22 protein-coding genes and 1 pseudogene are annotated in these 23,094 nt (G+C 73.1%); 9 read left to right on the top strand and 14 right to left on the bottom strand.

Annotation, left to right across the window (positions count from 1 at the left end):
• Window positions 1–5 precede the first annotated feature (5 nt).
• The 6 genes from ACIQK6_RS12050 to paaA all read right to left on the bottom strand — a co-directional run bounded on the left by ACIQK6_RS12050 (window position 6) and on the right by paaA (window position 4,964).
• Complete coding sequence (locus tag ACIQK6_RS12050) at window positions 6–1,148, bottom strand: acyl-CoA dehydrogenase family protein (RefSeq protein WP_402694735.1); 1,143 nt, start codon at window positions 1,146–1,148, stop codon at window positions 6–8.
• Between the two features lie 129 nt (window positions 1,149–1,277).
• A complete protein-coding gene (locus tag ACIQK6_RS12055; RefSeq protein ID WP_329100140.1) occupies window positions 1,278–2,381 on the bottom strand; it encodes a 2Fe-2S iron-sulfur cluster-binding protein in 1,104 nt (367 codons plus the stop codon).
• Entirely contained in the window at window positions 2,382–2,888 is a 507-nt protein-coding gene (paaD, locus tag ACIQK6_RS12060) for a 1,2-phenylacetyl-CoA epoxidase subunit PaaD (protein WP_329100139.1), read from the bottom strand.
• Window positions 2,882–3,625: a 1,2-phenylacetyl-CoA epoxidase subunit PaaC gene (gene paaC, locus ACIQK6_RS12065; RefSeq protein ID WP_329100138.1), complete on the bottom strand. Its 744-nt coding sequence runs from the start codon at window positions 3,623–3,625 to the stop codon at window positions 2,882–2,884. The genes paaD and paaC overlap by 7 nt, the downstream gene beginning before the upstream one ends.
• On the bottom strand, window positions 3,622–3,906 hold the full coding sequence (gene paaB / locus ACIQK6_RS12070) for a 1,2-phenylacetyl-CoA epoxidase subunit PaaB (RefSeq protein ID WP_030817166.1): 285 nt from the start codon (window positions 3,904–3,906) through the stop codon (window positions 3,622–3,624). The genes paaC and paaB overlap by 4 nt, the downstream gene beginning before the upstream one ends.
• Window positions 3,903–4,964 carry a 1,2-phenylacetyl-CoA epoxidase subunit PaaA gene (gene paaA, locus ACIQK6_RS12075; protein WP_402694736.1) on the bottom strand — a complete coding sequence of 354 codons (1,062 nt, stop codon included), beginning with the start codon at window positions 4,962–4,964 and terminating at the stop codon, window positions 3,903–3,905. Before paaA ends, paaB begins: the two co-directional genes overlap by 4 nt.
• A 135-nt stretch (window positions 4,965–5,099) precedes the next feature.
• On the opposite strand from paaA, the gene ACIQK6_RS12080 reads away from it, so the two are divergent.
• From ACIQK6_RS12080 to ACIQK6_RS12090, 3 genes are all read left to right on the top strand, one after another.
• A complete protein-coding gene (locus tag ACIQK6_RS12080; RefSeq protein ID WP_402694737.1) occupies window positions 5,100–5,756 on the top strand; it encodes a DUF5819 family protein in 657 nt (218 codons plus the stop codon).
• On the top strand, window positions 5,753–6,928 hold the full coding sequence (locus tag ACIQK6_RS12085; RefSeq protein ID WP_402694782.1) for an HTTM domain-containing protein: 1,176 nt from the start codon (window positions 5,753–5,755) through the stop codon (window positions 6,926–6,928). Before ACIQK6_RS12080 ends, ACIQK6_RS12085 begins: the two co-directional genes overlap by 4 nt.
• 170 nt (window positions 6,929–7,098) lie before the next feature.
• Window positions 7,099–7,860, top strand: coding sequence for a TrmH family RNA methyltransferase (locus ACIQK6_RS12090; RefSeq protein WP_402694738.1), 762 nt, complete (start codon window positions 7,099–7,101; stop codon window positions 7,858–7,860).
• On the opposite strand, the pseudogene ACIQK6_RS12095 reads toward ACIQK6_RS12090, so the two are convergent.
• Window positions 7,816–8,748 (bottom strand): annotated as a pseudogene (locus ACIQK6_RS12095) (hypothetical protein); the annotation flags it as partial. The gene ACIQK6_RS12090 and the pseudogene ACIQK6_RS12095 sit on opposite strands and share 45 nt — an antisense overlap.
• Before the next feature lie 101 nt (window positions 8,749–8,849).
• On the opposite strand from ACIQK6_RS12095, the gene ACIQK6_RS12100 reads away from it, so the two are divergent.
• Window positions 8,850–9,494, top strand: coding sequence for a MerR family transcriptional regulator (locus tag ACIQK6_RS12100; RefSeq protein WP_402694739.1), 645 nt, complete (start codon window positions 8,850–8,852; stop codon window positions 9,492–9,494).
• Between the two features lie 68 nt (window positions 9,495–9,562).
• Here ACIQK6_RS12100 and paaN read toward each other — a convergent pair whose 3' ends face one another.
• Window positions 9,563–11,245 carry a phenylacetic acid degradation protein PaaN gene (paaN, locus tag ACIQK6_RS12105; protein ID WP_329100133.1) on the bottom strand — a complete coding sequence of 561 codons (1,683 nt, stop codon included), beginning with the start codon at window positions 11,243–11,245 and terminating at the stop codon, window positions 9,563–9,565.
• A gap of 124 nt (window positions 11,246–11,369) precedes the next feature.
• Here paaN and ACIQK6_RS12110 point away from each other — a divergent pair, with 124 nt between their 5' ends.
• Together ACIQK6_RS12110 and ACIQK6_RS12115 are read left to right on the top strand one after the other, a co-directional pair.
• On the top strand, window positions 11,370–12,914 hold the full coding sequence (locus ACIQK6_RS12110; RefSeq protein ID WP_329100132.1) for a 3-hydroxyacyl-CoA dehydrogenase: 1,545 nt from the start codon (window positions 11,370–11,372) through the stop codon (window positions 12,912–12,914).
• Window positions 12,911–13,498, top strand: a complete 588-nt coding sequence (locus ACIQK6_RS12115; protein WP_329100131.1) for a TetR/AcrR family transcriptional regulator — start codon at window positions 12,911–12,913, stop codon at window positions 13,496–13,498. The genes ACIQK6_RS12110 and ACIQK6_RS12115 overlap by 4 nt, the downstream gene beginning before the upstream one ends.
• 114 nt (window positions 13,499–13,612) lie before the next feature.
• Here the strand turns inward: ACIQK6_RS12115 and ACIQK6_RS12120 are convergent, their stop codons facing one another.
• Window positions 13,613–14,191, bottom strand: a complete 579-nt coding sequence (locus tag ACIQK6_RS12120; RefSeq protein WP_402694740.1) for an Lrp/AsnC family transcriptional regulator — start codon at window positions 14,189–14,191, stop codon at window positions 13,613–13,615.
• Window positions 14,192–14,369: 178 nt separating this feature from the next.
• Here ACIQK6_RS12120 and pdhA point away from each other — a divergent pair, with 178 nt between their 5' ends.
• The 3 genes from pdhA to ACIQK6_RS12135 are packed head-to-tail and all read left to right on the top strand — an operon-like array spanning window position 14,370 to window position 17,865.
• On the top strand, window positions 14,370–15,506 hold the full coding sequence (gene pdhA, locus ACIQK6_RS12125; RefSeq protein ID WP_329100130.1) for a pyruvate dehydrogenase (acetyl-transferring) E1 component subunit alpha: 1,137 nt from the start codon (window positions 14,370–14,372) through the stop codon (window positions 15,504–15,506).
• Between the two features lie 47 nt (window positions 15,507–15,553).
• Complete coding sequence (locus ACIQK6_RS12130; protein ID WP_189738634.1) at window positions 15,554–16,522, top strand: alpha-ketoacid dehydrogenase subunit beta; 969 nt, start codon at window positions 15,554–15,556, stop codon at window positions 16,520–16,522.
• On the top strand, window positions 16,522–17,865 hold the full coding sequence (locus ACIQK6_RS12135; protein WP_402694741.1) for a dihydrolipoamide acetyltransferase family protein: 1,344 nt from the start codon (window positions 16,522–16,524) through the stop codon (window positions 17,863–17,865). Before ACIQK6_RS12130 ends, ACIQK6_RS12135 begins: the two co-directional genes overlap by 1 nt.
• Window positions 17,866–17,989: 124 nt before the next feature.
• Here ACIQK6_RS12135 and ACIQK6_RS12140 read toward each other — a convergent pair whose 3' ends face one another.
• From ACIQK6_RS12140 to ACIQK6_RS12160, 5 genes are all read right to left on the bottom strand, one after another.
• Window positions 17,990–18,967: an NAD(P)H-quinone oxidoreductase gene (locus ACIQK6_RS12140; RefSeq protein ID WP_329100128.1), complete on the bottom strand. Its 978-nt coding sequence runs from the start codon at window positions 18,965–18,967 to the stop codon at window positions 17,990–17,992.
• 26 nt (window positions 18,968–18,993) lie between these two features.
• On the bottom strand, window positions 18,994–20,094 hold the full coding sequence (locus ACIQK6_RS12145) for a potassium channel family protein (RefSeq protein ID WP_329100127.1): 1,101 nt from the start codon (window positions 20,092–20,094) through the stop codon (window positions 18,994–18,996).
• Window positions 20,082–21,428, bottom strand: a complete 1,347-nt coding sequence (locus ACIQK6_RS12150; RefSeq protein ID WP_329100126.1) for a molybdopterin molybdotransferase MoeA — start codon at window positions 21,426–21,428, stop codon at window positions 20,082–20,084. The genes ACIQK6_RS12145 and ACIQK6_RS12150 overlap by 13 nt, the downstream gene beginning before the upstream one ends.
• Window positions 21,425–22,288: an NTP transferase domain-containing protein gene (locus ACIQK6_RS12155; RefSeq protein WP_329100125.1), complete on the bottom strand. Its 864-nt coding sequence runs from the start codon at window positions 22,286–22,288 to the stop codon at window positions 21,425–21,427. Before ACIQK6_RS12155 ends, ACIQK6_RS12150 begins: the two co-directional genes overlap by 4 nt.
• A gap of 198 nt (window positions 22,289–22,486) precedes the next feature.
• The gene (locus tag ACIQK6_RS12160) at window positions 22,487–23,026 is read right to left on the bottom strand and encodes a bacterial proteasome activator family protein (protein WP_030014634.1); all 540 of its coding nucleotides are present in this window, start codon (window positions 23,024–23,026) and stop codon (window positions 22,487–22,489) included.
• Window positions 23,027–23,094: the final 68 nt, after the last annotated feature.

Raw genomic sequence — 23,094 nt, forward strand, 5'->3', positions numbered from 1 at the left:
CCGGCTCAGGCGAGGGGGTGGGCGGCCAGCAGGTCGCCCAGGGCCTCCTCGTGCGCGGCCGCCGGGCCGAGCTGGAGCTCCAGCTGCTTGGCCCAGGCGTGGTAGCGGTGCAGCGGGTAGTCGGTGTCGGCGCCGAAGCCGCCGTGCAGGTGCTGGCCAGTCTGTACGACCCGGCGTACGCCCTCCGAGGCCCAGATCTTGGCGACCGCGACATCAGCGGCGACGGGTAGCGGACCCCCGGCGCCACCGGTCGCGGCGTCGAGCCGCCAAGCGGCCTGCCACAAGGTGACCTCCATGGCGCGCAGGTCGATGTACCGGTCGGCGGCCTGGACGGCGACGGCCTGGAAGGTGGCCACCGGAAAGCCGAACTGTTCGCGCTTGGCGGTGTACCCGCTGGTCATGGTGAGGACGTTCTCGCCGAGTCCGAGCGCCAGCGCGCAGGTCCCGGTGGTGAGGAGTTGGCGCAGCCGTTCCCAGGCTCCCGGGGCTTCGATGAGGTGCGTCCCGGCCACCCGCACGCCGTCGAGGGCGAGTTCGGCGAGCCGCTCCCCACTGGTGGAGACCTGCTCGGCGAGGGCCAGCCCTTCGGCGGTCCGCGGGACGAGCGCGAGGACGGCCTCGCCCGCGCCGGTGTGCGCGGGTACGGCGATCCAGTCCGCGCCGTGCGCCCAGGGGACCGCGGTCTGCGTGCCCTCCAGGATCCACGCCTCGCCCTCGCGGCGGGCGATGACGGCGAGTTCGGCCGGGTCGTGGCCGGAGCGCCCGTGGGCGGCAGCGGTGAGCACGAGCGTGCCGCGCCCCGCGCCGGGCAGCAGGGCGGCGGCCAGTTCGGGACCGCCGTGGGCCTGCACGGTCATGGCGGTGGCGCAGTGCTCCAGCAGCGGGACCCGTGCCAGCACCCTGGCGGCCTCACGCAGCACCAGGCACAGGGCGACGGCGTCCAGACCCGCTCCCCCGTGCTCTTCGGCGAGGACCAGGCTCAGCAGGTCCGATGAGGCGAGCTTGGCCCACAACGGACGGTCGAAGTCGTCGGCCACGGCCCCCGGGGTCAGTGCGGGGCTGGGCACGCCGTCGGGCGCGACATCCGCGAAGACGGCCCGGGCCGCCTCGATGGCGGCCTGCTGCTCCTCGGTGAAGGTGAAGTCCACTGCCTGTCCTCCCGCACGGTCGGGTCCGACGGTGTCACGTCTGACGGTGCGTCAAGATAGAACAGGTTCTTGAAAATGGACAGGCCCCTGTCCGGGGACAGGGGCCTGACTGAAGGGACGTCGTTCCGCTCAGCGGTCGAAGTCGATCTCCACTTCCTCGGTGACCGGGTGCGATTGGCAGGCCAGGACGAATCCGGCCTCCGTCTCCTCGGCCTCCAGTGCGAAGTTGCGCTCCATCCGGACCTCGCCCGAGACCACGAACGCCCGACAGGTGCCGCAGACGCCGCCCTTGCAGGCGTACGGGGCGTCCGCGCGGTTGCGGAGCACCGCGTCCAGCAGGGACTCGCCGTCCTGGACCGGCCAGGTGCCCGAACGGCCGTCGAGCCGGGCGGTGACCCGCCCGTGCGCGGGGGCCGGGGAACCCGCGGGGCGGGCCGTCGGTGTGGTGTCCTCGACGTGGAAGATCTCCTCGTGCACCCGGGTCCGTGCGACGCCGAGCGTGCCCAGGGCTCGCTCCGCGCCCTGCACCAGGCCGTACGGGCCGCACAGGAACCAGCCCGTCACCTCCGTCACCGGCAGCAGCGCGGGCAGCAGGGCTGCCAGTCGCTCCTCGTCCAGCCGCCCGGAGGGGAGCCCGGACTCCTGCTCCTCCCGGGAGAGCACCGTCACCAGCTGGAACCGCGCCGGATACCGGTCCTTGAGGTCGGCGACCTCCTCCAGGAACATCGTCGAGGCCGCCGTCCGGTCGCTGCGCACGAGGCAGAAGCGGGCGTCGGGCCGGGCGGCCAGCAGGCTCGCCGCGATGGACAGCACGGGCGTGATGCCGCTGCCGCCGACGATCGCCGCGTAGTGCCCCGAGGCCGGGGCGGCGGCGGGCTCCAGGACGAAGCGTCCGGCCGGGACCATGACCTCCAGCACGTCCCCGGCGGCGATCTCCTTGTGGGCGAAGGTGGAGAACTCGCCGCCCTCCACCAGCCGCACCCCGACCCGCAGCTGCTCCGGGCCCGGGCCGTCCGCGGACGGTGCCGGGGAGCAGATCGAGTAGGTGCGGCGGACCTCGGCGCCGCCCTCGGGGGCGGTGCGGCGCAGCGTCAGGTGCTGGCCCGGGGCGTGCCGGTAGTCCTCGCGCAGCTCCTCGGGAACCCGCAGGGTCAGTGCCACCGAGTCGTCGGTGAGCCGGTCGACAGCCGCCACCGGCAGCGGGTGGAACGCGCCGTGGCGGGGGGCGGCCATCTAGAGCTCCTTGAAGTGGTCGAACGGTTCGCGGCAGGCGGTGCAGCGGCGCAGCGCCTTGCACGCGGTGGAGGAGAAGCGACTGAGCAGCTCGGTGTCGGTCGATCCGCAGTTCGGGCACCGCACCGAAAGGGTCAGCGGGATCGGTCCGCCGGCCGAGTGCGGCCGGGGCGGGGCGATGCCGAACTCGGCGAGCTTGCGGCGGCCCTCGGCGCTGATGTCGTCGGTCGACCAGGCGGGGGCCAGCACGGTGGTCACCCGCACCTCGGGGATGCCGTGGCCGGTCAGGGCCCGCTCGATATCGGCGGACATGGCTTCGATGGCCGGGCAGCCGGTGTAGGTCGGGGTCAGGGTGACCTCGGCGTGGCCGTCCTCGTGCATCCGCACCCCGCGCACCACACCGAGCTCACCGAGGGTGAGCACGGGCAGCTCCGGGTCCGGGACGGAGCCGGCCAGCGCGGCCAGCTCCGCCTCCAGGCGGGTCGTTCCGGCGTCGGTGGTCACCATGAGGCCCCCGGGTGGCTGCGGTGCAGGTGCTGCATTTCGGCGAGCATCCGGCCGAAGGACTCGGTGTGCAGGCCCTGGCGTCCGGCCCCGGCCGCCCAGGCGCCGGTGCGGGGCCCCTGGGGCAGGTCGAGGCCGGCCCGGTCCAACACGCCGGTCAGCGCGGTCAGCCAGCGCTCCTCCAGGGCGGGCAGGTCCAGGCCGCCCTGGCCCTCCACCGGCTGGAACATCTCGCCGGTGTACTTCCACAGCGCGTCGAGGGCCGCCCGCATGCGGCTGCGGCTCTCCTCGGTGCCGTCCCCGAGTCGCAGGGTCCACTGCTCGGCGTGGTCGCGGTGGTACGCGGTCTCCTTGACGGCCTTGGCCGCCAGCGGCGCGAACGGGCCGTCCCCGCGGGCGAGCTCTCCGTAGACCTCGTGCTGGTAGAAGGAGAAGTAGAGCTGGCGGGCGATGGTGTGGGCGAAGTCGCCGTTCGGCTGCTCGACCAGCTGGAGGTTGCGGAAGGACCGCTCCTCGCGCAGGTACGCCAGCTCGTCCTCGTCGCCGACCATGGACAGCAGGATCCGGGCCTGGCCGAGCAGGTCGAGGGCGATGTTGGCGAGGGCGACCTCTTCCTCCAGGACGGGGGCGTGTCCGGCCCATTCGCCGAGGCGGTGGGAGAGGATCAGCGCGTCGTCTCCGAGCGCGAGTGCCGCCGCGGCGCCGGCGCCGGTGAGGCGCGTGGTGTCGGTGCTGGTCACAGGTGGCTCACCCCCTCCGGGATGTCGTAGAAGGTGGGGTGCCGGTACGGCTTGTCGGCGGACGGCGCGAAGAAGGGGTCCCGCTCGTCCGGCGAGGAGGCGGTGATCTCGGTGGAGGGCACCACCCAGATCGAGATGCCCTCGTTGCGCCGGGTGTAGAGATCGCGGGCGTTGCGCAGGGCCATCTCCGCGTCGGGGGCGTGCAGGCTGCCCGCGTGCGTGTGCGAGAGGCCGCGGCGCGAGCGCACGAAGACCTCCCACAGGGGCCAGTTCTGCGTCATACCCGTGCCTCCTCGTTCTGTCCGGCGTGCTTCGCCGCCTGCTGTGCCACTTGCTGTGCCGTCTGCTTGCGCGCATACGCGGCGGCCGCGTCGCGCACCCAGGCGCCTTCCTCGTGGGCCTTGCGCCGCTGGCCGATCCGCTGCTCGTTGCAGGGGCCGTTGCCCTTGAGCACGTTCCAGAACTCGGCCCAGTCGATGGCGCCGAAGTCGTGGTGGCCGCGCTCCTCGTTCCACTTGAGGTCCGGGTCGGGCAGGGTCAGACCGAGCGACTCGGCCTGCGGGACGGCGATGTCCACGAACCGCTGGCGCAGCTCGTCGTTCGAGTGGCGCTTGATGCGCCAGGCCATCGACTGGGCCGAGTGCGCCGACTCGTCGTCGGGCGGGCCGAACATCATCAGCGACGGCCACCACCACCGGTCCACCGCGTCCTGGGCCATCGCGTGCTGGGCCTCGGTGCCGCGGGAGAGTGCGAGGAGCAGCTCGTACCCCTGGCGCTGGTGGAAGGACTCTTCCTTGCAGATCCGGACCATGGCGCGGGCGTAGGGCCCGTAGGAGCAGCGGCAGATCGGCACCTGGTTGGTGATCGCCGCGCCGTCCACGAGCCAGCCGATGGCGCCGACGTCCGCCCAGGTCAGGGTGGGGTAGTTGAAGATCGAGGAGTACTTCTGCTTGCCCGAGTGGAGCTTGTCGAGCAGCTCGTCGCGGCTGGTGCCGAGGGTCTCGGCCGCGCTGTAGAGGTACAGGCCGTGGCCGGCCTCGTCCTGGACCTTGGCCATCAGGATCGCCTTGCGCCGCAGCGAAGGTGCGCGGGTGATCCAGTTGGCCTCGGGCTGCATGCCGATGATCTCTGAATGGGCGTGCTGGGCCATCTGGCGCACCAGGGAGGCGCGGTACTCGTCCGGCATCCAGTCGCGCGGTTCCACGCGCTCGTCGGCCGCCACGGCCGCGTCGAATGCCGCCGCGAGCTGTGCGCCCAGGTCAGCAGTCATGCCTGTCCCGTCCGTCCTGTCTGTCCCGAGAGCCGTGTCCGGCCCCGTCTCCGGGGTCACTGCCACCATTCCGGCCCCCTGCCAGAGTCCGCCGTCCGCCCGACCGACCGATCGTTCGGTTCATTCGCTTCAATGGTGAGACGGCGGCCCGTAGGGTGTCAACCTCTGAGGTCAACCCTGTGGACGCCGGACGATCGGGTGGGGATGGATTCGAACGAGCACGAGCCCGCCGAAGGGGCCGCTCCGCCGCCCCCGCGGGCGCCCGGAATCGCCGGTCTGTCCGCCCCGTACCGGGTCGTGGCCGCCCTGGCCCTGGGGGTGATCGCGGTCGCCGCCTGCACGCACCTCGCACTCGTCTTCCTGCACGTGGCCCCGAGCAACACCCTCAGCAAGCAGCACGCGGAAACGATCGACCGGTGGGTCTACCCCGAGTTCGAACAGAACTGGAAGCTGTTTGCCCCGAACCCGCTGCAGCAGAACATCGCCGTGGAGGTGCGCGCGGAGTTCAGGGCCGACTACGGCGAGCTCGTCACCTCCTCCTGGCGCGACCTGAGCGCCGAGGACGGCCAGGCCATCCGGCACAGCCTGCTGCCCAGCCACACCCGGCAGAACGAGCTCCGCCGCGCCTGGGACTTCTACACCGGCTCCCACGACGAGGACAACAAGCCGAACGGCGAGCGCGGGCAGCTGTCCGAGGAGTACCTCCGGCGGATCGCGCTGTCCCGGCTCAACCTGCGGGACGGGACCGTCCTGCGGATCCAGCTGCGCTCGGCCACCACGGCGGTGCCCGCGCCGAAGTGGAGCACCGAGACCACCGACACCCAGACCTACTACCGGGAGCTGCCGTGGTGGACGCTGTGAGGCGCGCCCGCGGGGTGGCGGGCCGGGCGGTCGCCCAGATCACCGGGCAGGCACTGGGCCCGTACCAGAGCGCCTTGGTCCGCATCGGCTTCGCCGCGACCTGGCTCTTCTTCCTGCTGCGCGAGTTCCCGAACCGCACCGAGTTGTACGGGCCGAACGGGCCATGGAGCTGGCACCTCGCGGAGCGGCTGATCGATTCCAACCACGCCTTCACGGTGCTGATGTGGTCGGACTCGGAGCTGTGGTTCGAGCTCGTCTACGCGGTGTCCGTGCTGGCCAGCGCGGGGCTGATGCTGGGCTGGCGAACGCGGGCGACGTCCGTGCTCTTCATGGTCGGCGTGCTGTCGCTGCAGAACCGCAGCGTGTTCATGGGCGACGGCGGGGACAACGTCATCCACCTGATGGCGATCTACCTGGTGCTGACCCGGTGCGCGCAGGTCTGGTCGCTGGACGCGCGCAGGGCCCGTACGCACGGCTCGGCCACGGCCGGGGCGGCCGGGCCGGTGCTGTGGGGCGTGTTGGGCGCGGTGTTCGTCTTCGGCGGGGGCACCGGCCGGTTCGGCTACGGCTGGCTGGCGGCGTTCGCGGCGGTGTGGGTGGCCTGCGGGCTGTGGTGGCTGGTCGACCGCCACGAGCCGGAGGGCGAGGCGCGGGCGGTCCTGGACGTCCTGGCCAATGTGCTGCACAACGCGGGCATGCTGGTGATCATGGCGGAGGTCTGCCTGATCTACGCGACGGCGGGCTGGTACAAGATTCAGGGGTCCCGGTGGCAGGACGGGACGGCCCTGTACTACCCGCTGGGGCTGGACTACTTCACCCCGTGGCCGGCGCTGTCGGCGCTGGTGGCGGGGAGCGGGACGCTGGTGATGCTGCTGTCGTACGGCACGGTGGCGGTGCAGGTGGCGTTCCCGTTCACGCTGTTCAACCGGCGGATCAAGAACGTGCTGCTGGCGCTGATGATGCTGGAGCACGCGGGGATCGCGGTGCTGCTGGGGCTGCCGTTCTTCTCGCTGGCGATGATCGCCGCGGACGCGGTGTTCCTGCCGACCGGGTTCCTGGTGTGGCTCGGAGCGCGGGCCGCTGTACGAAGGCGGCGCGCGGTGGAGCCGGTGGCGGATCCCGCCGAGCCGGTGCCGGTGCCCGTGGTCGTGCCGGTGCCCGAGCAGCGCTGACGGCGCCCCGCGGCGCCCCCCGCGGCGCCGCCCCGGACCCGCGCCTCAAACTTCCCGGCTACCGCCCGGAGGCGTCCCCCGGCGGGGCGGGGTCGTGCTGCGCACGTCCGGCCCCGCCGGCATGCGGGGCGGGGGTCGGGACGGTGTGCGGTGGACCGTAGGGTCGGGGTATGGACGACACGGTGCGGGAATGGCGGGAGGCCGAGCAGGCGGGAGACCTCGTGCTGCTCGACGGGTTCCACGCGCTGAAGCACGCCCTGCGGTTCGGGGCCGACGTGCGGCTGGTCATCGCCGAGGACCCCGGCGCCGTCCGGGCGCTGGCCCGTGAGCTGGCTCCGGACGTCGAGGCCGCCGTGGTGCGGCTGGTGCGGCGGGCCGCGCTCAAGGAGGTGCTGCCGCGCGTGCACCCCACCGGGGTCGCGGCCCTCGCGGTCCGTCCCGACCGGGCCGCCGGTGTCGCCGGGCTGGGGCGGCTGCCCCGGCCAGCCCCCGTCGTCGTCCTCGACAACCCCCGCAACCTCGGCAACGTCGGCGCCGTCGTCCGGCTCGCCGCCGGCTTCGGAGCCACCGGTGTGGTGACCCGCGGCGACCTCGACCCCTGGCACCCGAACGTGGTCCGGGCCGGGGCCGGGCTGCACTACGCCACCACCGTCGAACGCCTCGCGCTGGACGAGCTGCCGCCCGGGCCGCTCTACGCGCTCGACCCGGAGGGCGTGGACATCCGCGCCCTCACCCTCCCGGACGACGCCCTGCTCGCCTTCGGTTCGGAGCGGCACGGGATCTCACCCGAGCTGCGCGCCCGGGCGGACCACCTCGTCTCCCTGCCGATGCGCCCCCAGGTCTCCAGCTACAACCTCGCCACCAGCGTGGCCATGACCCTCTTCCACTGGGGCGGCCCCCCGGCCCACGAACAGGGCGGCGAGGACTCCTAGCCCGCCCCCGGCCAGGATCGCGGCGGCCGCGCCGAGCGTCGCCCCGTCCGGGTGGGCCAGCGCCTGGCCGCGCAGCGCCTGCCAGGTCACCAGGGCGAACACCGCCGTATAGACCCCGGCCGCGACCAGGGTCAGCCGCAGCCGCACCTGCTCCCGGCGCAGCAGGGCGAAGCGGCTGGCGAGGGCGGTCAGGGCGAGCACGAACAGCGGCAGCAGCTGCAGGGCGTGCATGCCGATGAAGTGCGGGATGCGCAGGTCACCGCCGGTGGTCGACCAGCCGGTCAGCGACATGGCGGGCCCGCCGTCCGGCACTCCCACGCTGTGGGCGCCCACCACCGGTGCGTCGTCGACCGCGAGCTGTGCCTCGGTGGGCGTGACCATCAGGAATCCGAGTCCTGCGCCGGTGAGGGCGAGGACCGTCGCCATCCGGATCGCCCAGGTGGTGGCCCGGTCGACCACGCGGGTGCGGAAGAGCAGTACGGCGATGACGAGCGTGGCCGTCCACAGTACGACGACGGTGTTGCCCATGACGCCGTAGATCTGTGCGTCGAGGGGGGTCTGCTGGTTGAAGTGGCTCTGCCGGCCGCGGATCACCTGACCCGTCATGAGCAGCATTTCCAGCGTGCTCGCCGCGACGACGACGGTACCGGCCCACCAGGCAGTCCTGCGCAGGCGAGGGCGGGCGGCGACGGCCAGGGAGAGCATCCAGGCCAGGCTGAGCGCGTAGCCGACGAACGAGACGGCGAACTTGAAGGGCTTGGACCAGATCGGGGCGCCGACCAGCATGCGGCCGTCGACGGCGAGCCCCACGGCCGAGCCGGCGGCCCACACCACCATCACGCCGGCGAACAGGGTCAGTGGACGGTGCCAGGTACGTAACGCGGACATGGGGCCCCCAAAACAATGGATAGTGACGCTCACCGCTATCTGGTAGCCCCACTATCTATGATGGGTGGGGGACGGGGCAAGGAGAAACGAGTGAAGACGCCATGCGCATCGGAGAGTTGAGCCGCCGTACCGGGGTCCCGGTACCGACGATCAAGTACTACGTACGAGAGGGCCTGCTTCCGGCGGGCGAGCTGAGCAGCCCCAATCAGGCCAGCTACGACGACGGGCACGAGCGGCGGCTGCGGCTGATCCGAGCCCTGCTGGAGGTCGGCGGGCTGTCGGTGGCGGCCATCGGGGACGTCCTCCAGGCCATCGACGACAAGGAGCAGCCGGTGCACAAGCTGCTCGGTGCCGCGGCCCAGCGACTGGTGCCCGAGTACGGCGACGGCGGGGGCCACGACGCCGAGGCGGTACTGGCCCGGGAACGGGTGGTGCAGCTGATCGAGGCGCGCGGCTGGCGCGTCCACGCCGGGAACAAGGCCGCCGGCGCGCTCGCGGCCGCCCTCGCCTCACTCGCGCGGGTGGGCCACGGCTCCTTCGTCGAAGTGCTCGACGACTACGCCGAAGCGGCTGAGCGGGTGGCCCGGGTGGACCTGGAGTACACGGCCCTCCGGGGCGACCGCGAGGACCTGATCGAGGCGGTGGTCGTGGGCACGGTGGTGGGCGACGCGGTGTTCGCGGCCCTGCGCAGGATGGCCCAGGTGGACGCCTCCTCCCGCCTCTTCGCCGAAGAACGGCGGGAGTAGGGGGAGGGCGCGGTCCACCCGGGCCGGGACCTGCAGTGCTGTGGTGACGCGGTGAAGCGGCTACCGGGTCACGCCTGGCGGCGCACCTCCACCACCCGGAAGCGGTTCGCGACGAAGGCGCCGTCGCACAGGGCCGCGTTGGCCGCCGGGTTGCCGCCGGAGCCGTGGAAGTCCGAGAACGCGGCGGTCTGGTTGACGAACACTCCGCCCGTCAGGTTCAGGGAGAGCTGCGCGGACTCCTCCAGGCAGACCTCCTCGACGGCCCGCTCGGTGTCGGGGGAGGTGGTGTACGCGCCCACCGTCATGGCGCCCTTCTCCCGCACCGTGCGGCGCAGCAGGTCGAGGGCGTCGGCGGTGGTGTCCACGGCCACCGCGAAGGAGACCGGGCCGAAGCACTCCGAGAGGTACGGCGCCTGCGGGTCCTGCTTGGCGGCGTCCAGCTTGACCATGACGGGGGTGCGGACCACCGCGTCCGGGAACTCGGGGTTCACGACCTCCCGGGAGGCCAGCGCGACCTCGCCCAGGGCGGTCGCGGCCTCCAGCCGCGTCTTGACGTCCGGGTTGACCAGCGCACCGAGCAGCGCGTTGGCCCGGGCGTCGTCGCCCAGCAGGCCGCCGACCGAGGCCGCGAGGTCGGCGACGACCTCGTCGTAGCCCTTGTGGCCGGCGTCCGTCGCGATGCCGTCGCGCGGGATCAGCAGGTTCTGCGGGGTGGTGCACATCTGGCCGCTGTACAGGGACAGCGAGAACGCCAAGTTGGACAGCATGCCCTTGTAGTTGTCGGTGGAGTCCAGGACGACGGTGTTGACGCCGGCCTTCTCCGTGTAGACCTGCGCCTGGCGGGCGTTGGTCTCCAGCCAGTCGCCGAACTCCGTGGAACCGGTGTAGTCGATCAGCTTGATCTCGGGGCGGACCGCGAGGGTCTTGGCGATGCCCTCGCCCGGGCGCTCGACCGCGAGCGCCACCAGGTTCGGGTCGAAGCCCGCCTCGGCCAGCACCTCCCGAGCGACCTGGACGGTCAGCGCGAGCGGCAGCACGGCCCGCGGGTGCGGCTTGACCAGCACCGCGTTGCCGGTGGCGAGGGAGGCGAACAGGCCGGGGTAGCCGTTCCAGGTCGGGAAGGTGTTGCAGCCGATCATGAGGGCGATGCCGCGCGGGACGGCGGTGAAGGTCTTGCCGAGCTCCAGCGGGTCCTTCTTGCCCTGCGGCTTCGACCAGTCGGCCCGGCCCGGGACCCGGGTCTGCTCCTCGTACGCGTAGGCCACGGCCTCCAGGCCGCGGTCCTGTGCGTGCGGGCCGCCGGCCTGGAACGCCATCATGAAGGCCTGGCCGCTGGTGTGCATGACCGCGTGCGCGAACTCGTGGGTCCGGGCGGAGATGCGGGCCAGGATCTCGATGCAGACCAGGGCGCGGGCCTCGGGTCCCGCGTCGCGCCAGGCGCCCATGCCGGCCTTCATCGCGGGCAGCAGCACGTCCGGGTCCACGTGGGGGTACTCGACACCCAGCTCCGGGCCGAACGGGGACACCTCGGCGCCCGTCCAGCCGTCTGTGCCGGGCTGGCCCAGGTCCAGCCGCGTGCCGCGCACGGCCTCGAAGGCGGCGAGCCCGTCGGCGGGCGCGGTCTCGCCGTACGCCTTGGGGTGTTCGGGGTGCGGGGACCAGTAGGCGCGGCTGCGGATCGCCGACAGGGCCTGGTCCAGGGTGGGCCGGTGCTTGGCGGACAGCTGGGGGACGGTGAGCTCGGCGGCCATCAGGGACCAACTCCTCGTTGAGCCGGGCGAAGGAGAGCAGACTGGAGTTAGAGTAACCGAACGATCGGTCGGGACAAGAGGGCCCGGCGGACCTGTGGACAAGTGTGTGCGGGAGGATCAGGGCATGACAGCAATCGAGCGGTCCCGCACTGTGGCGGTCGTCGGCGCCGGCACCATGGGACAGGGCATCGCCCAGGTCGCCCTTCTCGCAGGTCACCGCGTGCTGATCTACGACATCAACGCCGCGCTCGCCGCCGACGGGGTCGGCATCGTCCAGGACCGGGTCGAGCGGATGGCCGCCAAGGGCCGCCTCGACCGCGCCGAGGCCGAGGAGGCGATCGGCCGGATCGCGTCGGCCGGCGACCTCGCGGACCTCGCGGGGGCCGCCCTCGTCATCGAGGCGGTGGTCGAGAACGTCACCGTGAAGCAGACGCTCTTCGCCGCCCTCGAAGAGGTGGTCGCACCGGACGCGCTGCTGGCCACCAACACCTCCTCCCTCTCGGTCACCGAGCTCGCCGCCCCTCTCGCGCACCCCGGCCGCTTCCTCGGCCTGCACTTCTTCAACCCGGCCCCGCTGCTCCCGCTCGTCGAGGTGGTCAGCGGCTTCGCCACCGACCCGGCCGCCGCCGAGCGCGCGTACCGCACCGTCCTCGGCTGGGGGAAGACGCCGGTCCGCTGCGCCGACACCCCCGGGTTCATCGTCAACCGGATCGCCCGCCCCTTCTACGCCGAGGCCTTCGCGGTGTACGAGGAGCGGGGCGCCGACCCGGCCACCATCGACGCCGTGCTCCGCGAGAGCGGCGGCTTCAAGATGGGCCCCTTCCAGCTGACCGACCTGATCGGCCAGGACGTCAACGAGGCCGTGACCCGCTCGGTGTGGGAGTCCTTCTTCCGCAGCCCGAAGTTCACCCCCTCGCTCGCCCAGCGCCGCCTCGTCCAGTCGGGCCGCCTCGGCCGCAAGTCCGGGCACGGCTGGTACCCGTACGGCCCGGACGCCGAGCCCGCGCTCCCCCACACCGCAGCGCCCGAGGAGGCCCCGGCGAAGGTCACCGTCGTCGGTGACCTCGGCCCCGCCGCCGACCTGGTGGACCTGCTGGAGGAGGCCGGGATCGCGGTCGCGGCCACCGGGCAGGGCGGCCCGTACATCCAGCTCCCCGGGGAGGGCCAGCTGGTCCTCGCGGACGGCAAGACCTCGGTGGAGTTCGCGGACGTCGTCTACTTCGACCTCGCCCTCGACTACCGGGGCGCCACCCGGATCGCGCTCTCCGCGAGCGCGGACACCAGTGAGCGCACGCTCGCCGAGGCGATCGGCCTCTTCCAGAAGCTGGGCAAGCAGGTCTCCGTGATCGGCGACGTCCCCGGCATGATCGTCGCGCGGACCGTCGCGATGCTGATCGACCTGACGGCCGACGCGGTCGCCCGGGGGGTCGCGTCCGCCGAGGACATCGACACGGCGATGCGACTGGGTGTCAACTACCCGCTGGGACCGACCGAATGGCACGACCGGATCGGCCGGGACTGGGCCTACGACCTGCTGCACCACCTCGACGAACGCGTTCCCGGCGGCCGCTACGCACCCTCCCTCGCCCTGTTCAAACTGGGCTACGAGGACGGCGACGGGGCCGGCGGCGAAGAGGGCGACCAGGACGACACGGGGGAGAACGAGTGACGACGGCCAAGCGGGACACCTACACCCCCGAGACACTGCTGTCGGTCGCCGTCCAGGTCTTCAACGAGCGCGGCTACGACGGCACCTCGATGGAGCACCTCTCCAAGGCCGCGGGCATCTCGAAGTCCTCGATCTACCACCACGTCGCGGGCAAGGAGGAACTGCTGCGGCGGGCCGTGAGCCGCGCCCTCGACGGGCTCTTCGGGATCCTGGAGGAGCCGGGAGCGGTACGCGGCCGGGCGGTCGAGCGCGTCGAGTACGTCACGCGCCGCACGGTCGAGGTGCTGGTCAGCGAGCTGCCGTACGTGACGCTGCTGCTGCGCGTCCGCGGCAACACCCGCACCGAGCGCTGGGCGCTGGAACGCCGCCGCGAGTTCGACCACCAGGTCGCGGACCTGCTGGGGGCCGCAGCGGCGGAGGGCGACCTGCGGGCCGACGTGGACATACGCCTCGCCACCCGGCTCCTCTTCGGCATGGTCAACTCCCTCGTCGAGTGGTACCGCCCGCACCCGGGCGACGGCCACGCCCAGCTCGCCGACGCGGTGGTCCACCTCGCCTTCGACGGCCTGCGCACCGCCCGCTGACCCTTCCGGGCACCGACCGCCCCCGGAGCGCCCGTACGGGCCGCACCGGGGGCGCCGTCACACCCGGACGGGCTACGGGACAGCCCTCAGGCACCTCTTGGGGGTGCCCTCGGATCAGGGGGCGTCCTCCGAGATCGTCGGGGCGCCGCCGGCCGGGCCCGGGCCGGTGTCCAGGAGATCCGTTTCCTCGAAGACCAGCAGGGTGCGCGTCGAGAGGACCTCCGGGATGGCCTGGAGCCGGGTCAGGACCAGCTCGCGCAGGGTCCGGTTGTCCGGGGTGTGCACCAGCAGCAGGACGTCGAAATCGCCGCTGACCAGCGCGATGTGCGCGGCACCCGGGAGCTCGCGCAGCTGCTCGCGGACCGTGCGCCAGGAGTTCTGGACGATCTTCAAGGTGATGTAGGCGGACGCGCCCTGGCCCGCGCGTTCGTGGTTGACGCGGGCCGTGAACCCGCGGATCACCCCGTCGTCGATGAGCCGGTTGATCCGGGCGTAGGCGTTCGCCCGTGAGACGTGCACCTGCTCCGCCACCGACCGTATCGACGCGCGGCCGTCCGCCTGGAGCAGCCGCATGATCGAGCGGTCGATCGGATCCAGCGGGCGGGGTGCGACGGGCGGGCCCGAAGTGGCTCCCGGGGCGCCCCCGGGCACAGCCGGTGCGGGACCCGTTCCGGCCATTTGTTCATCCGGCATTGCCCGATGCCTCCCTCTCCTGGACGTCCTGCATCCATCCCAGGGCCCCGGCGCCCGTTTGTCCACAGCCTGGCGTCGCCTGTAGCCAAATTGCGCAGACAACCGAACAATCGGTAGGTGAGGGGCCTCACACCCGGGGCACCCCCTGCCCGCTTCCCACGAGGAGGTGTACGCCGCCATGACGGTCCAAGAGCTGCCCGGTGCCGGTGCGTCCCACCGTTCCACCCAGCCGCCCGCCTGGAGCCCCCGCACGGATGCCGCGCCGCTGCTTCCGGACCCCGAGCCCTACCGGGTGCTGGGCACCGAGGCGGCGGACCGGCTCGACCCGGAGCTGATGCGCCGCTGCTACGCCGAGCTGGTGCGCGGCCGGCGCTACAACGCCCAGGCCACGGCGCTCACCAAGCAGGGCCGGCTCGCCGTCTACCCCTCCACCGTCGGCCAGGAGGCCTGCGAGATCGCGGCCGCACTGGTCCTCGAGGAGCAGGACTGGCTGTTCCCGAGCTACCGGGACACCCTGGCGGCCGTGGCGCGCGGACTGGACCCCGTACAGGCGTTGACCCTGCTGCGCGGCGACTGGCACACCGGGTACGACCCGCGCGAGCACCGCATAGCCCCGCTCTCGACCCCGCTCGCCACCCAGCTGCCCCACGCGGTGGGCCTGGCGCACGCGGCCCGGCTGCGCGGCGACGACGTCGTCGCCCTCGCCATGGTCGGCGACGGCGGCACCAGCGAGGGCGATTTCCACGAGGCACTGAACTTCGCCGCCGTCTGGCAGGCCCCGGTGGTCTTCCTCGTGCAGAACAACGGCTTCGCGATCTCCGTCCCCCTCGCCAAGCAGACGGCCGCCCCGACGCTGGCCCACAAGGCCGTGGGGTACGGGATGCCCGGCCGTCTGGTCGACGGCAACGACGTCGCCGCCATGCACGAGGTGCTGTCCGAGGCGGTCCGGCGGGCCCGGGCCGGTGGCGGTCCGACCCTGATCGAGGCCGTCACGTACCGGATGGAGGCCCACACCAACGCCGACGACGCGACCCGCTACCGCGGTGACGCCGAGGTCGAGGCCTGGAAGGCGCACGACCCGGTCGATCTGCTGGAGCGTGAGCTGACCGCCCGCGGGATCATCGACGAAGCGGCGATCCGGGCGGTGCGCGACGACGCCGAGGCGATGGCCGCGGCGCTCCGCGAGGGGATGAACGCGGACCCGGTGGTGGACCCGACGGACCTGTTCGCGCACGTGTACGCGGAGCAGACGGACCGGCTGCGGGAGCAGGCGGCCATGCTGCGCGCAGAGTTGGAAGCAGAGGGCCGGGAGTGACGACGGTGGCGGCGAAGTCCGCGAAGACGGGGTCCAAGCCCGCGACGATGGCGCAGGCCCTGACCCGGGCGATGCGCGACGCGATGGCCGAGGACCCGACGGTCCACGTGATGGGCGAGGACGTCGGGACGCTGGGCGGGGTCTTCCGGATCACCGACGGGCTCGCGAAGGAGTTCGGCGAGGAGCGTTGCACGGACACCCCGCTCGCGGAGGCGGGAATCCTGGGCGCGGCGGTCGGCATGGCCATGTACGGGCTGCGCCCGGTGGTGGAGATGCAGTTCGACGCCTTCGCCTACCCGGCGTTCGAGCAGCTGATCTCGCACGTGGCGAAGATGCGCAACCGCACCCGCGGCGCGATGCCGCTGCCGATCACCATCCGCGTGCCGTACGGCGGCGGGATCGGCGGCGTGGAGCACCACTGCGACTCCTCCGAGGCGTACTACGTGGCCACGCCGGGCCTGCACGTGGTGACCCCGGCAACGGTCGAGGACGCGTACGGGCTGCTGCGCGCGTCGATCGCGAGCGACGACCCGGTGGTCTTCCTGGAGCCGAAGCGGCTCTACTGGTCGAAGGCCGACTGGCGGCCCGAGGCGCCGGCGGCCGTGCCGGGCATCGGAAAGGCCCTGGTCCGGCGGACCGGCACGAGCGCGACCCTGATCACCTACGGGCCCTCGCTGCCGGTGTGCCTGGAGGCGGCCGAGGCGGCGCGCGAGGAGGGCTGGGACCTGGAGGTCGTGGACCTGCGCTCGCTGGTCCCCTTCGACGAGGACACGGTCGTGGAGTCCGTACGCCGCACCGGGCGCGCGGTGGTGGTCCACGAGGCCGGCGGCTTCGGCGGACCGGGCGCGGAGATCGCCGCCCGGGTCACCGAGCGGTGCTTCCACCACCTGGAGGCACCGGTGCTGCGGGTGACGGGCTTCGACATCCCCTACCCGCCGCCGATGCTGGAGAAGCACCACCTGCCGGGTGTGGACCGGATCCTGGACACCGTGGCCCGCCTGCAGTGGGAGAACTGATGGCGCAGGTAATGGAATTCAAGCTTCCCGATCTCGGGGAGGGCCTGACCGAGGCCGAGATCGTCCGCTGGCTGGTCACGGTGGGCGATGTCGTCGCCATCGACCAGCCGGTGGTCGAGGTCGAGACGGCCAAGGCGATGGTGGAGGTTCCGTGCCCCTACGGCGGTGTGGTCACCGCCCGTTTCGGGGAGGAGGGCACGGAACTGCCCGTCGGAGCACCGCTGATCACCGTCGCGGTGGGGGCGTCGTCGCTCCCCGAGGCCCCGGCCGCGCAGGCGGCCGAGGCCGAGGGCTCCGGCAACGTGCCCCGGCCCCTGATCGGTTACGGAGAGGACCACTCGCGCCCGGCGCGTCGGCGACGGGTGCGACCCGTCACCGCCGCGGTGTCGGCGCCGGTCGTCGCCGCTCCGGTCGCTCCTGCGGCTGCGGTCGCTGCGGTCGCTGCGGTCGCTCCGGCGGCTGTCGCCGGCCCGGTGCCCGTGATCTCGCCGCTGGTGCGCAAGCTGGCCAAGGACGGCGGGGTCGACCTGCGCGCGCTGACGGGGTCGGGACCCGAAGGGCTGATCCTGCGGGCCGACGTCGAGGCGGCGCTGGCCGCGCTGCGGGCGCCCGAACCCGCCCCGGTCACCGCGGCGGCGCCGGCGGTGGCGGCACGGGGCGAGCGGATCCCGCTCAAGGGAGTGCGCGGGGCGGTCGCCGAGAAGCTGTCGCGCAGCCGCCGCGAGATCCCGGACGCCACCTGCTGGGTCGACGCGGACGCCACCGAGCTGATGGCCACCCGGGCCGCGATGAACGCCGTGGGCGGGCCCAAGATCTCGGTGCTCGCGCTGCTGGCCCGGATCTGCACGGCGGCCCTGGCCCGGTACCCGGAGCTCAACTCCACCGTGGACCTCGCGGCCAAGGAGATCGTCCGGCTCCCGTCGGTGCACCTGGGCTTCGCCGCGCAGACGGAGCGGGGTCTGGTGGTTCCGGTCGTCCGGGACGCGCAGCACCGCAACCCGGAGTCCCTGTCGGCCGAGTTCGCCCGGCTGACCGAGCTCGCCCGGGCCGGGAAGCTGGCTCCGGCCGATCTGACCGGCGGCACCTTCACCCTGAACAACTACGGGGTGTTCGGGGTCGACGGCTCCACGCCGATCATCAACCACCCGGAGGCGGCGATGCTCGGCGTGGGCCGGATCATCGACAAGCCGTGGGTCCACGAAGGTCAGCTGGCGGTCCGCAAGGTCGTCCAGCTGTCGCTGACCTTCGACCACCGGGTGTGCGACGGCGGCACGGCGGGCGGCTTCCTGCGCTACGTCGCCGACTGCGTGGAATCCCCGGCGGTCCTGCTGCGCAGCCTCTAGCCGTGCGGCGCGGGGCGGGTGTCTCGGAGAGGGCCGGTGTCCCGGGGCCCCGCCCCGGACCCCGCGCCTCGAACGCCGGCGGGGCTGGATCTTCCAGCCCTGTCGGGGGCACCTCCCAGCGCCCTCACACCGTGAGCAGCAGCTTGCCCACGTGACTGCTCGACTCCAGGACGCGGTGGGCCTCGGCGGCGTCCCGCATCGGGAACGCCGCGTGGACCACCGGGCGGACCCGGCCCGCGGCCACCAGCGGCCACACGTGCTCGCGTACGGCGGCGACGATGGCCGCCTTCTCATCCAGCGGGCGGGCGCGCAGCGAGGTGGCGGTGATCGCCGCCCGCTTGGCCAGCAGCGCGCCGAGGTTCAGTTCGGCCTTCACCCCGCCCTGGAGCCCGATCACCGCGAGCCGCCCGTTCACGGCCAGGGCGTCCACGTTCCGGGCGAGGTACTTCGCGCCCATGATGTCCAGGATCACGTCCGCCCCGGCTCCGCCCGTCGCCTCGCGCAGCTCGGCCACGAAGTCCTGCTCGCGGTAGTCGATCAGGACGTCCGCTCCCAGCTCCTTGCAGCGCGCCAGCTTCTCCGGCCCGCCCGCCGTCACGGCGACCGTCGCGCCCACCGCCTTCGCCAGCTGGATCGCCATGGTCCCGATCCCGCTGGACCCGCCGTGCACCAGCAGGGTCTCGCCGGGGCGGAGCCCCGCCACCATGAACACGTTGGACCACACGGTCGTGACGACCTCGGGCAGCGCGGCCGCCGTCACCAGGTCCACGCCCGCCGGGACCGGCAGCAGCTGCCCCGCCGGCACGGCCACCCGTTCCGCGTACCCGCCGCCCGCCAGCAGGGCGCACACCTCGTCGCCCACGGACCAGCCGGACACCCCCGGCCCCATCGCGGCGATCCGCCCGGAGCACTCCAGCCCCGGATGGCGCGGGGCGCCGGGCGGCGGATCGTAGAACCCCTGTCGCTGGAGGACGTCGGCGCGGTTCACGGCGCTCGCCGCGACCTCGACGAGGACCTCGCCCTCGCCCGGCACCGGATCGGGTACGTCGGCCCAGACGAGGGCCTCGGGGCCGCCGGGCTGCTCGATGGTGATCGCATGCATGGCCCGGAGGCTACGCCACGGCGCGGCTAATCGGCAGGTCCGAACTTCACCTGTGGCGAGGCCGGCGGCGTCGCCCGCACGATGGTGATGAGACGGTCCGTCAGCTGGATCGGGTTCGCGTGCGGGTCGTCGTACGGGAGCAGCCGGTGCCCGCGCAGCACGCTCACCACCAGGTCCTCGCTCTCGCGCACCGACTTGCCGACCTCGGCCTTGCGGGCGGGGCGTTCGATGAGGTCGAGGCCGCTGCCCTGCTGGATCAGGTCCTCCATCACGGTGCCCGCGCTCGGGCTGAGCACCGAGAGGCCCAGCAGCCGGCCGGCCGCGCTCGCGCTCGTGATGACCGCGTCCGCGCCGGACTGGCGCAGCAGCGGGGCGTTCTCCTCCTCGCGCACCGCCGCGACGATCTTCGCTCCCCGGTTGAGCTGCCGGGCGGTCAGGGTGACCAGGACCGCCGTGTCGTCGCGCTGGGTGGCGATGACGATCTGACGGGCCTTCTGCAGTTCGGCGCGGAGCAGGACGTCGGAGCGGGTGGCGTCGCCGACCACGCCCGTGAAGCCCTCCGCGTTGGCCGTGTCGATCACCTTGGCGCTCGGGTCGACGATGACGACCTGCTCTTTGGAGAGGCCGGTGGCCAGCAGCGTCATGAGGGCCGAGCGGCCCTTCGTGCCGAAGCCGATGACGACCGTGTGCTCACGCAAGTTCTTCCTCCAGCTCTTCAGCCGCCACTCTTCCCTCGTCCGTTCCGTCAGGACTTCCAGGGTGGTGCCGACCAGGATGATCAGGAACAGCACGCGCAGCGGGGTGATCAGCAGGATGTTGATCAGTCGCGCACTGTCGCTGTACGGCACGATGTCGCCGTAGCCCGTCGTGGACAGCGTCACCGTGGCGTAGTAGAAGCAGTCGAGGAGATCGACCTGCTCGTTGGCGTTGTCGTGGTAGCCGTCGCGGTCCAGCCACACGATGAAGACCGTCAGGAAGAGCACGAACAACGCCATCAGCAGGCGCTTGGTCACCTGCCTGAGCGGCGCCTCGACGACGCGTTTGGGTAGCTTGATGCGCCGGGAGACGAGTTTCTCGTCGGCGCCGCGGGCCATGGAGTCCTGGCCGTGCAGTTTCACGTGAAACATCCTCCAGAAGCCCACGGCAGATCGAGAATTTCCAGTTCCTGCCCGGACCGCGCGCCCTTGGGCGGTACGACGGCCAGTGCATCGGCGGCGGCCACACCGCGCAGCATCGCAGGCCCGTGGTAGCGCAGCGGCACCGCGTGCTCGTCGCTCAGCAGGACCGGGACCAGCCGGGTGTCGTACGGGTGGCCCGGTACGTCGCCCTGCACCGGCGCCGTGTAGCGGGGGCGCCTGCGGCGGCCGGCGAGGGCCCGCAGCAGGGGTTCGGCGAGGGTCAGCAGTCCGGATACGGCGGCCAGCGGGTTGCCGGGCAGCCCGACGACATGGCGCACCGGGTTCTCGGCGTTCTCGGCGTTCTCGGCGGGGGTCCCCGACCCGATGCGCGCCAGCAGCATGGGGTGCCCGGGGCGCACCGCCACCCCGTCGACCAGCAGTTCGGCGCCGGCCTTCCGTAGGACGGGGTGGACGTGGTCGACGGGGCCGGAGGCGGTGCCGCCCGTGGTGACGAGGACATCGGCGGTGCTCGTGGTGACGGCCTCCAGCAGGGCCGCGGCCCCCGCCGGGTCGTCGCCGAGCCGTCGTGTGCCGATGACCTCGGCGCCCAGGCGCTCCATCCAGGGCCCGAGCATGGGGCTGAGGGCGTCGCGCACCAGACCCTCGTACGGGCGGCCCTCGGTGAGCAGCTCGTCGCCGAGCACCAGGATCTCCACGCGGGGGCGGGGCCGGGTGGTCAGCTCGTCGTACCCGGCCGCCGCGGCGAGCCCCAACACGGCCGGGGTGACCAGGGAGCCGGCCGGCAACAGCAGGTCCCCGGAGCGGCACTCCTGCCCCCGCGGGCGGATGTCCTGGCCGGTGAGGACGGGCCGGTCGGCGAAGAGCTGGGTGCCGGCCTCGCGGCAGTGCTCGCTGCGGATGACGGCGGTGGCGTCGCCGGGGATCCGGGCGCCGGTGGCGATCCGTACGGCTTCGCCGTCGATGAGGGGCTCCGGCCGCTCGGAGCCGGCCAGGACCCCGCCGCCGGCGCGCACGCTCCAGGGGCCGGGGCCCGCGACGGCCCAGCCGTCCATGGCGGAGGTGTCGAAGGACGGCAGGTCGGTCAGTGCGTCCAGGGGGGTGGCCAGGACCTCGCCGAGGGCGTCCGCGAGGGGCACGTCGTGGGTACGGGGTCGCACCCGGCTTCCGGCGTGCGCGGCGGTGTCCCGGGCCCGCTGCCAGCCGAAAGCGCGGTGGCCGCCGGCGCCGCCGCCCGCGCTGCCCGTGCCGGCGCCCTCGGGGCTGCGGCTGACCAGCGCCAGGGCCTCGTCGAGGGCCTGCTCCGCGGAGTTCGTGGGGGTCATTCGGAGCCGTTCCGTTCGGCGGTGTCGGCCGCTGCCTCGTCGGCCCACCGCAGCGCCAGGTCGGCCGCCTTGCGGGAGGCTTCGGCGACGGCCTGGGCGGGGTCGGCGCCGGTGGCGGCGGCATGCGCGGCCGCGTAGCCGACCAGGAAGGTGGTCAGGGGGGCGGCGGGCCGGGCGACGCCGTGGGCGGCGTCCCGGGCGAGGTCGAGCAGGGTCTTGGTGTCGACGGGGAGGTCGATGCCCAGCTCACTCTTGACGGCGGTGATCCATTGCTCCAACACGCTTCCATGCTCCCTGATCCGGGCACGGGCGGCGGCGAGATCGTCCCAGGTGTCGCAGTCGAAGGAGGCGAGTGGCCGGGACGTGACGCGGGCGAGGTCCAGTGCGGCGGTGAGCGCACGCAGCGGGAGCCCGGTGAGCGTGCCGTGCTCGGCGGCGAGCAGGGCGATCTCGCGGCGCAGCGGCTCGGCCCGGTAGGCGGCGACCAGCGGCTGGTCCCGGCCGTCGGGGTCCCGCAGCATCGCCCCGTCCACGACGGGGGCGTCCAGCAGGGTCCGTACGGTCTCCCGGTCGAGGAACGGCAGGTCGGCGGAGAGCACGAGGACCAGCTCGGCGGTGGTCCGGCGCAGACCGGCGTCCAGCGCGGCCACGGGGCCGCCGCCGGGCGGGTCCTCGCGGGTCCACAGGACCGGGCGCGCGGTGGCGCGGCGACCGCCGACCACGACGGTGGTCCGGGCGTCCGGGCAGGCGTCGAGGACGCGGTCGAGGAGTGCGCGGCCGCCGACGCTCAGCGCGGGCTTGTCGACCCCGCCGAGTCGTCGCGCGGCGCCGCCGGCCAGCACGATCGCGTCGTAGCTCATGCCCTTGAGTATGCGGCGGGTGGGGCGGGTGCGGCGCCGTTGCCGGGGGCGCTGCCCCCGGACCCCCGCGCCTCAAGCGCCGGCGGGGCTGGACTGGCCGGGCGGGGCCGGGACGGTCGGCGGGGCCGGGACGGTCGGCGGGGCCGGGCCGCGCCGGGGGCGTGGGCCGGACCTGCCTCTCTCGTCGTCCGCCGGAGGCTAGAGGTAGGGGCCCGAGCGGATCGCGCCGTGGCCGCCGTCCTCGTCGTCGTCGTGCGGTCCGCCCGGCGGGAGGGCGCGGCGCATCTGCTCCAACTGCGCCCGCGCCGCCATCTGCTGTGCGAACAGGGCCGTCTGGATGCCGTGGAAGAGGCCCTCCAGCCAGCCCACCAACTGGGCCTGGGCGATCCGAAGTTCGGCCTCGGAGGGAATGGCCTCCTCGGTGAACGGGAGCGACAGTCGCTCCAGTTCCTCCACGAGCTCGGGGGCCAGGCCGTCCTCCAGCTCCTTGACCGAGGCGGCATGGATGTCCTTGAGCCGGACCCGGCTCGCCTCGTCGAGAGGCGCGGCGCGTACCTCTTCCAGGAGTTGCTTGATCATGCTGCCGATCCGCATGACCTTGGCGGGCTGTTCGACCATTTCCGTCACCGGGACCTCGCGCGACTCGTCATCGGCGTCGCCGACGGCCGTCCCGTCCTGTCCCACGATCAGAACGTGCGGGGGGCTGTCCTGCGACCGTTCACTCCTCGGCATCTCCATGCCGTCATTCTCTCGCACACCTCCGTCCTCACACGGTGTGCCCCCGTACAGTCGTGATCCACCCTGTA

This window comes from Streptomyces sp. NPDC091682 (assembly GCF_044756625.1).
Taxonomy (GTDB): Bacteria; Actinomycetota; Actinomycetes; order Streptomycetales; family Streptomycetaceae; genus Streptomyces.

What these genes read in the sequence shown, in the direction of transcription:
- ACIQK6_RS12055 (WP_329100140.1), bottom strand. Translation starts at nt 2,381, where the DNA reads ATGGCCGCCCCCCGCCACGGCGCGTTCCACCCGCTGCCGGTGGCGGCT.
- paaD (WP_329100139.1), bottom strand. Translation starts at nt 2,888, where the DNA reads ATGGTGACCACCGACGCCGGAACGACCCGCCTGGAGGCGGAGCTGGCC.
- paaB (WP_030817166.1), bottom strand. Translation starts at nt 3,906, where the DNA reads ATGACGCAGAACTGGCCCCTGTGGGAGGTCTTCGTGCGCTCGCGCCGC.
- paaA (WP_402694736.1), bottom strand. Translation starts at nt 4,964, where the DNA reads ATGGTGGCAGTGACCCCGGAGACGGGGCCGGACACGGCTCTCGGGACA.
- ACIQK6_RS12080 (WP_402694737.1), top strand. Translation starts at nt 5,100, where the DNA reads ATGGATTCGAACGAGCACGAGCCCGCCGAAGGGGCCGCTCCGCCGCCC.
- ACIQK6_RS12090 (WP_402694738.1), top strand. Translation starts at nt 7,099, where the DNA reads ATGGACGACACGGTGCGGGAATGGCGGGAGGCCGAGCAGGCGGGAGAC.
- ACIQK6_RS12100 (WP_402694739.1), top strand. Translation starts at nt 8,850, where the DNA reads ATGCGCATCGGAGAGTTGAGCCGCCGTACCGGGGTCCCGGTACCGACG.
- paaN (WP_329100133.1), bottom strand. Translation starts at nt 11,245, where the DNA reads ATGGCCGCCGAGCTCACCGTCCCCCAGCTGTCCGCCAAGCACCGGCCC.
- ACIQK6_RS12110 (WP_329100132.1), top strand. Translation starts at nt 11,370, where the DNA reads ATGACAGCAATCGAGCGGTCCCGCACTGTGGCGGTCGTCGGCGCCGGC.
- ACIQK6_RS12120 (WP_402694740.1), bottom strand. Translation starts at nt 14,191, where the DNA reads ATGCCGGATGAACAAATGGCCGGAACGGGTCCCGCACCGGCTGTGCCC.
- pdhA (WP_329100130.1), top strand. Translation starts at nt 14,370, where the DNA reads ATGACGGTCCAAGAGCTGCCCGGTGCCGGTGCGTCCCACCGTTCCACC.
- ACIQK6_RS12130 (WP_189738634.1), top strand. Translation starts at nt 15,554, where the DNA reads ATGGCGCAGGCCCTGACCCGGGCGATGCGCGACGCGATGGCCGAGGAC.
- ACIQK6_RS12135 (WP_402694741.1), top strand. Translation starts at nt 16,522, where the DNA reads ATGGCGCAGGTAATGGAATTCAAGCTTCCCGATCTCGGGGAGGGCCTG.
- ACIQK6_RS12140 (WP_329100128.1), bottom strand. Translation starts at nt 18,967, where the DNA reads ATGCATGCGATCACCATCGAGCAGCCCGGCGGCCCCGAGGCCCTCGTC.
- ACIQK6_RS12145 (WP_329100127.1), bottom strand. Translation starts at nt 20,094, where the DNA reads ATGTTTCACGTGAAACTGCACGGCCAGGACTCCATGGCCCGCGGCGCC.
- ACIQK6_RS12150 (WP_329100126.1), bottom strand. Translation starts at nt 21,428, where the DNA reads ATGACCCCCACGAACTCCGCGGAGCAGGCCCTCGACGAGGCCCTGGCG.
- ACIQK6_RS12155 (WP_329100125.1), bottom strand. Translation starts at nt 22,288, where the DNA reads ATGAGCTACGACGCGATCGTGCTGGCCGGCGGCGCCGCGCGACGACTC.
- ACIQK6_RS12160 (WP_030014634.1), bottom strand. Translation starts at nt 23,026, where the DNA reads ATGGAGATGCCGAGGAGTGAACGGTCGCAGGACAGCCCCCCGCACGTT.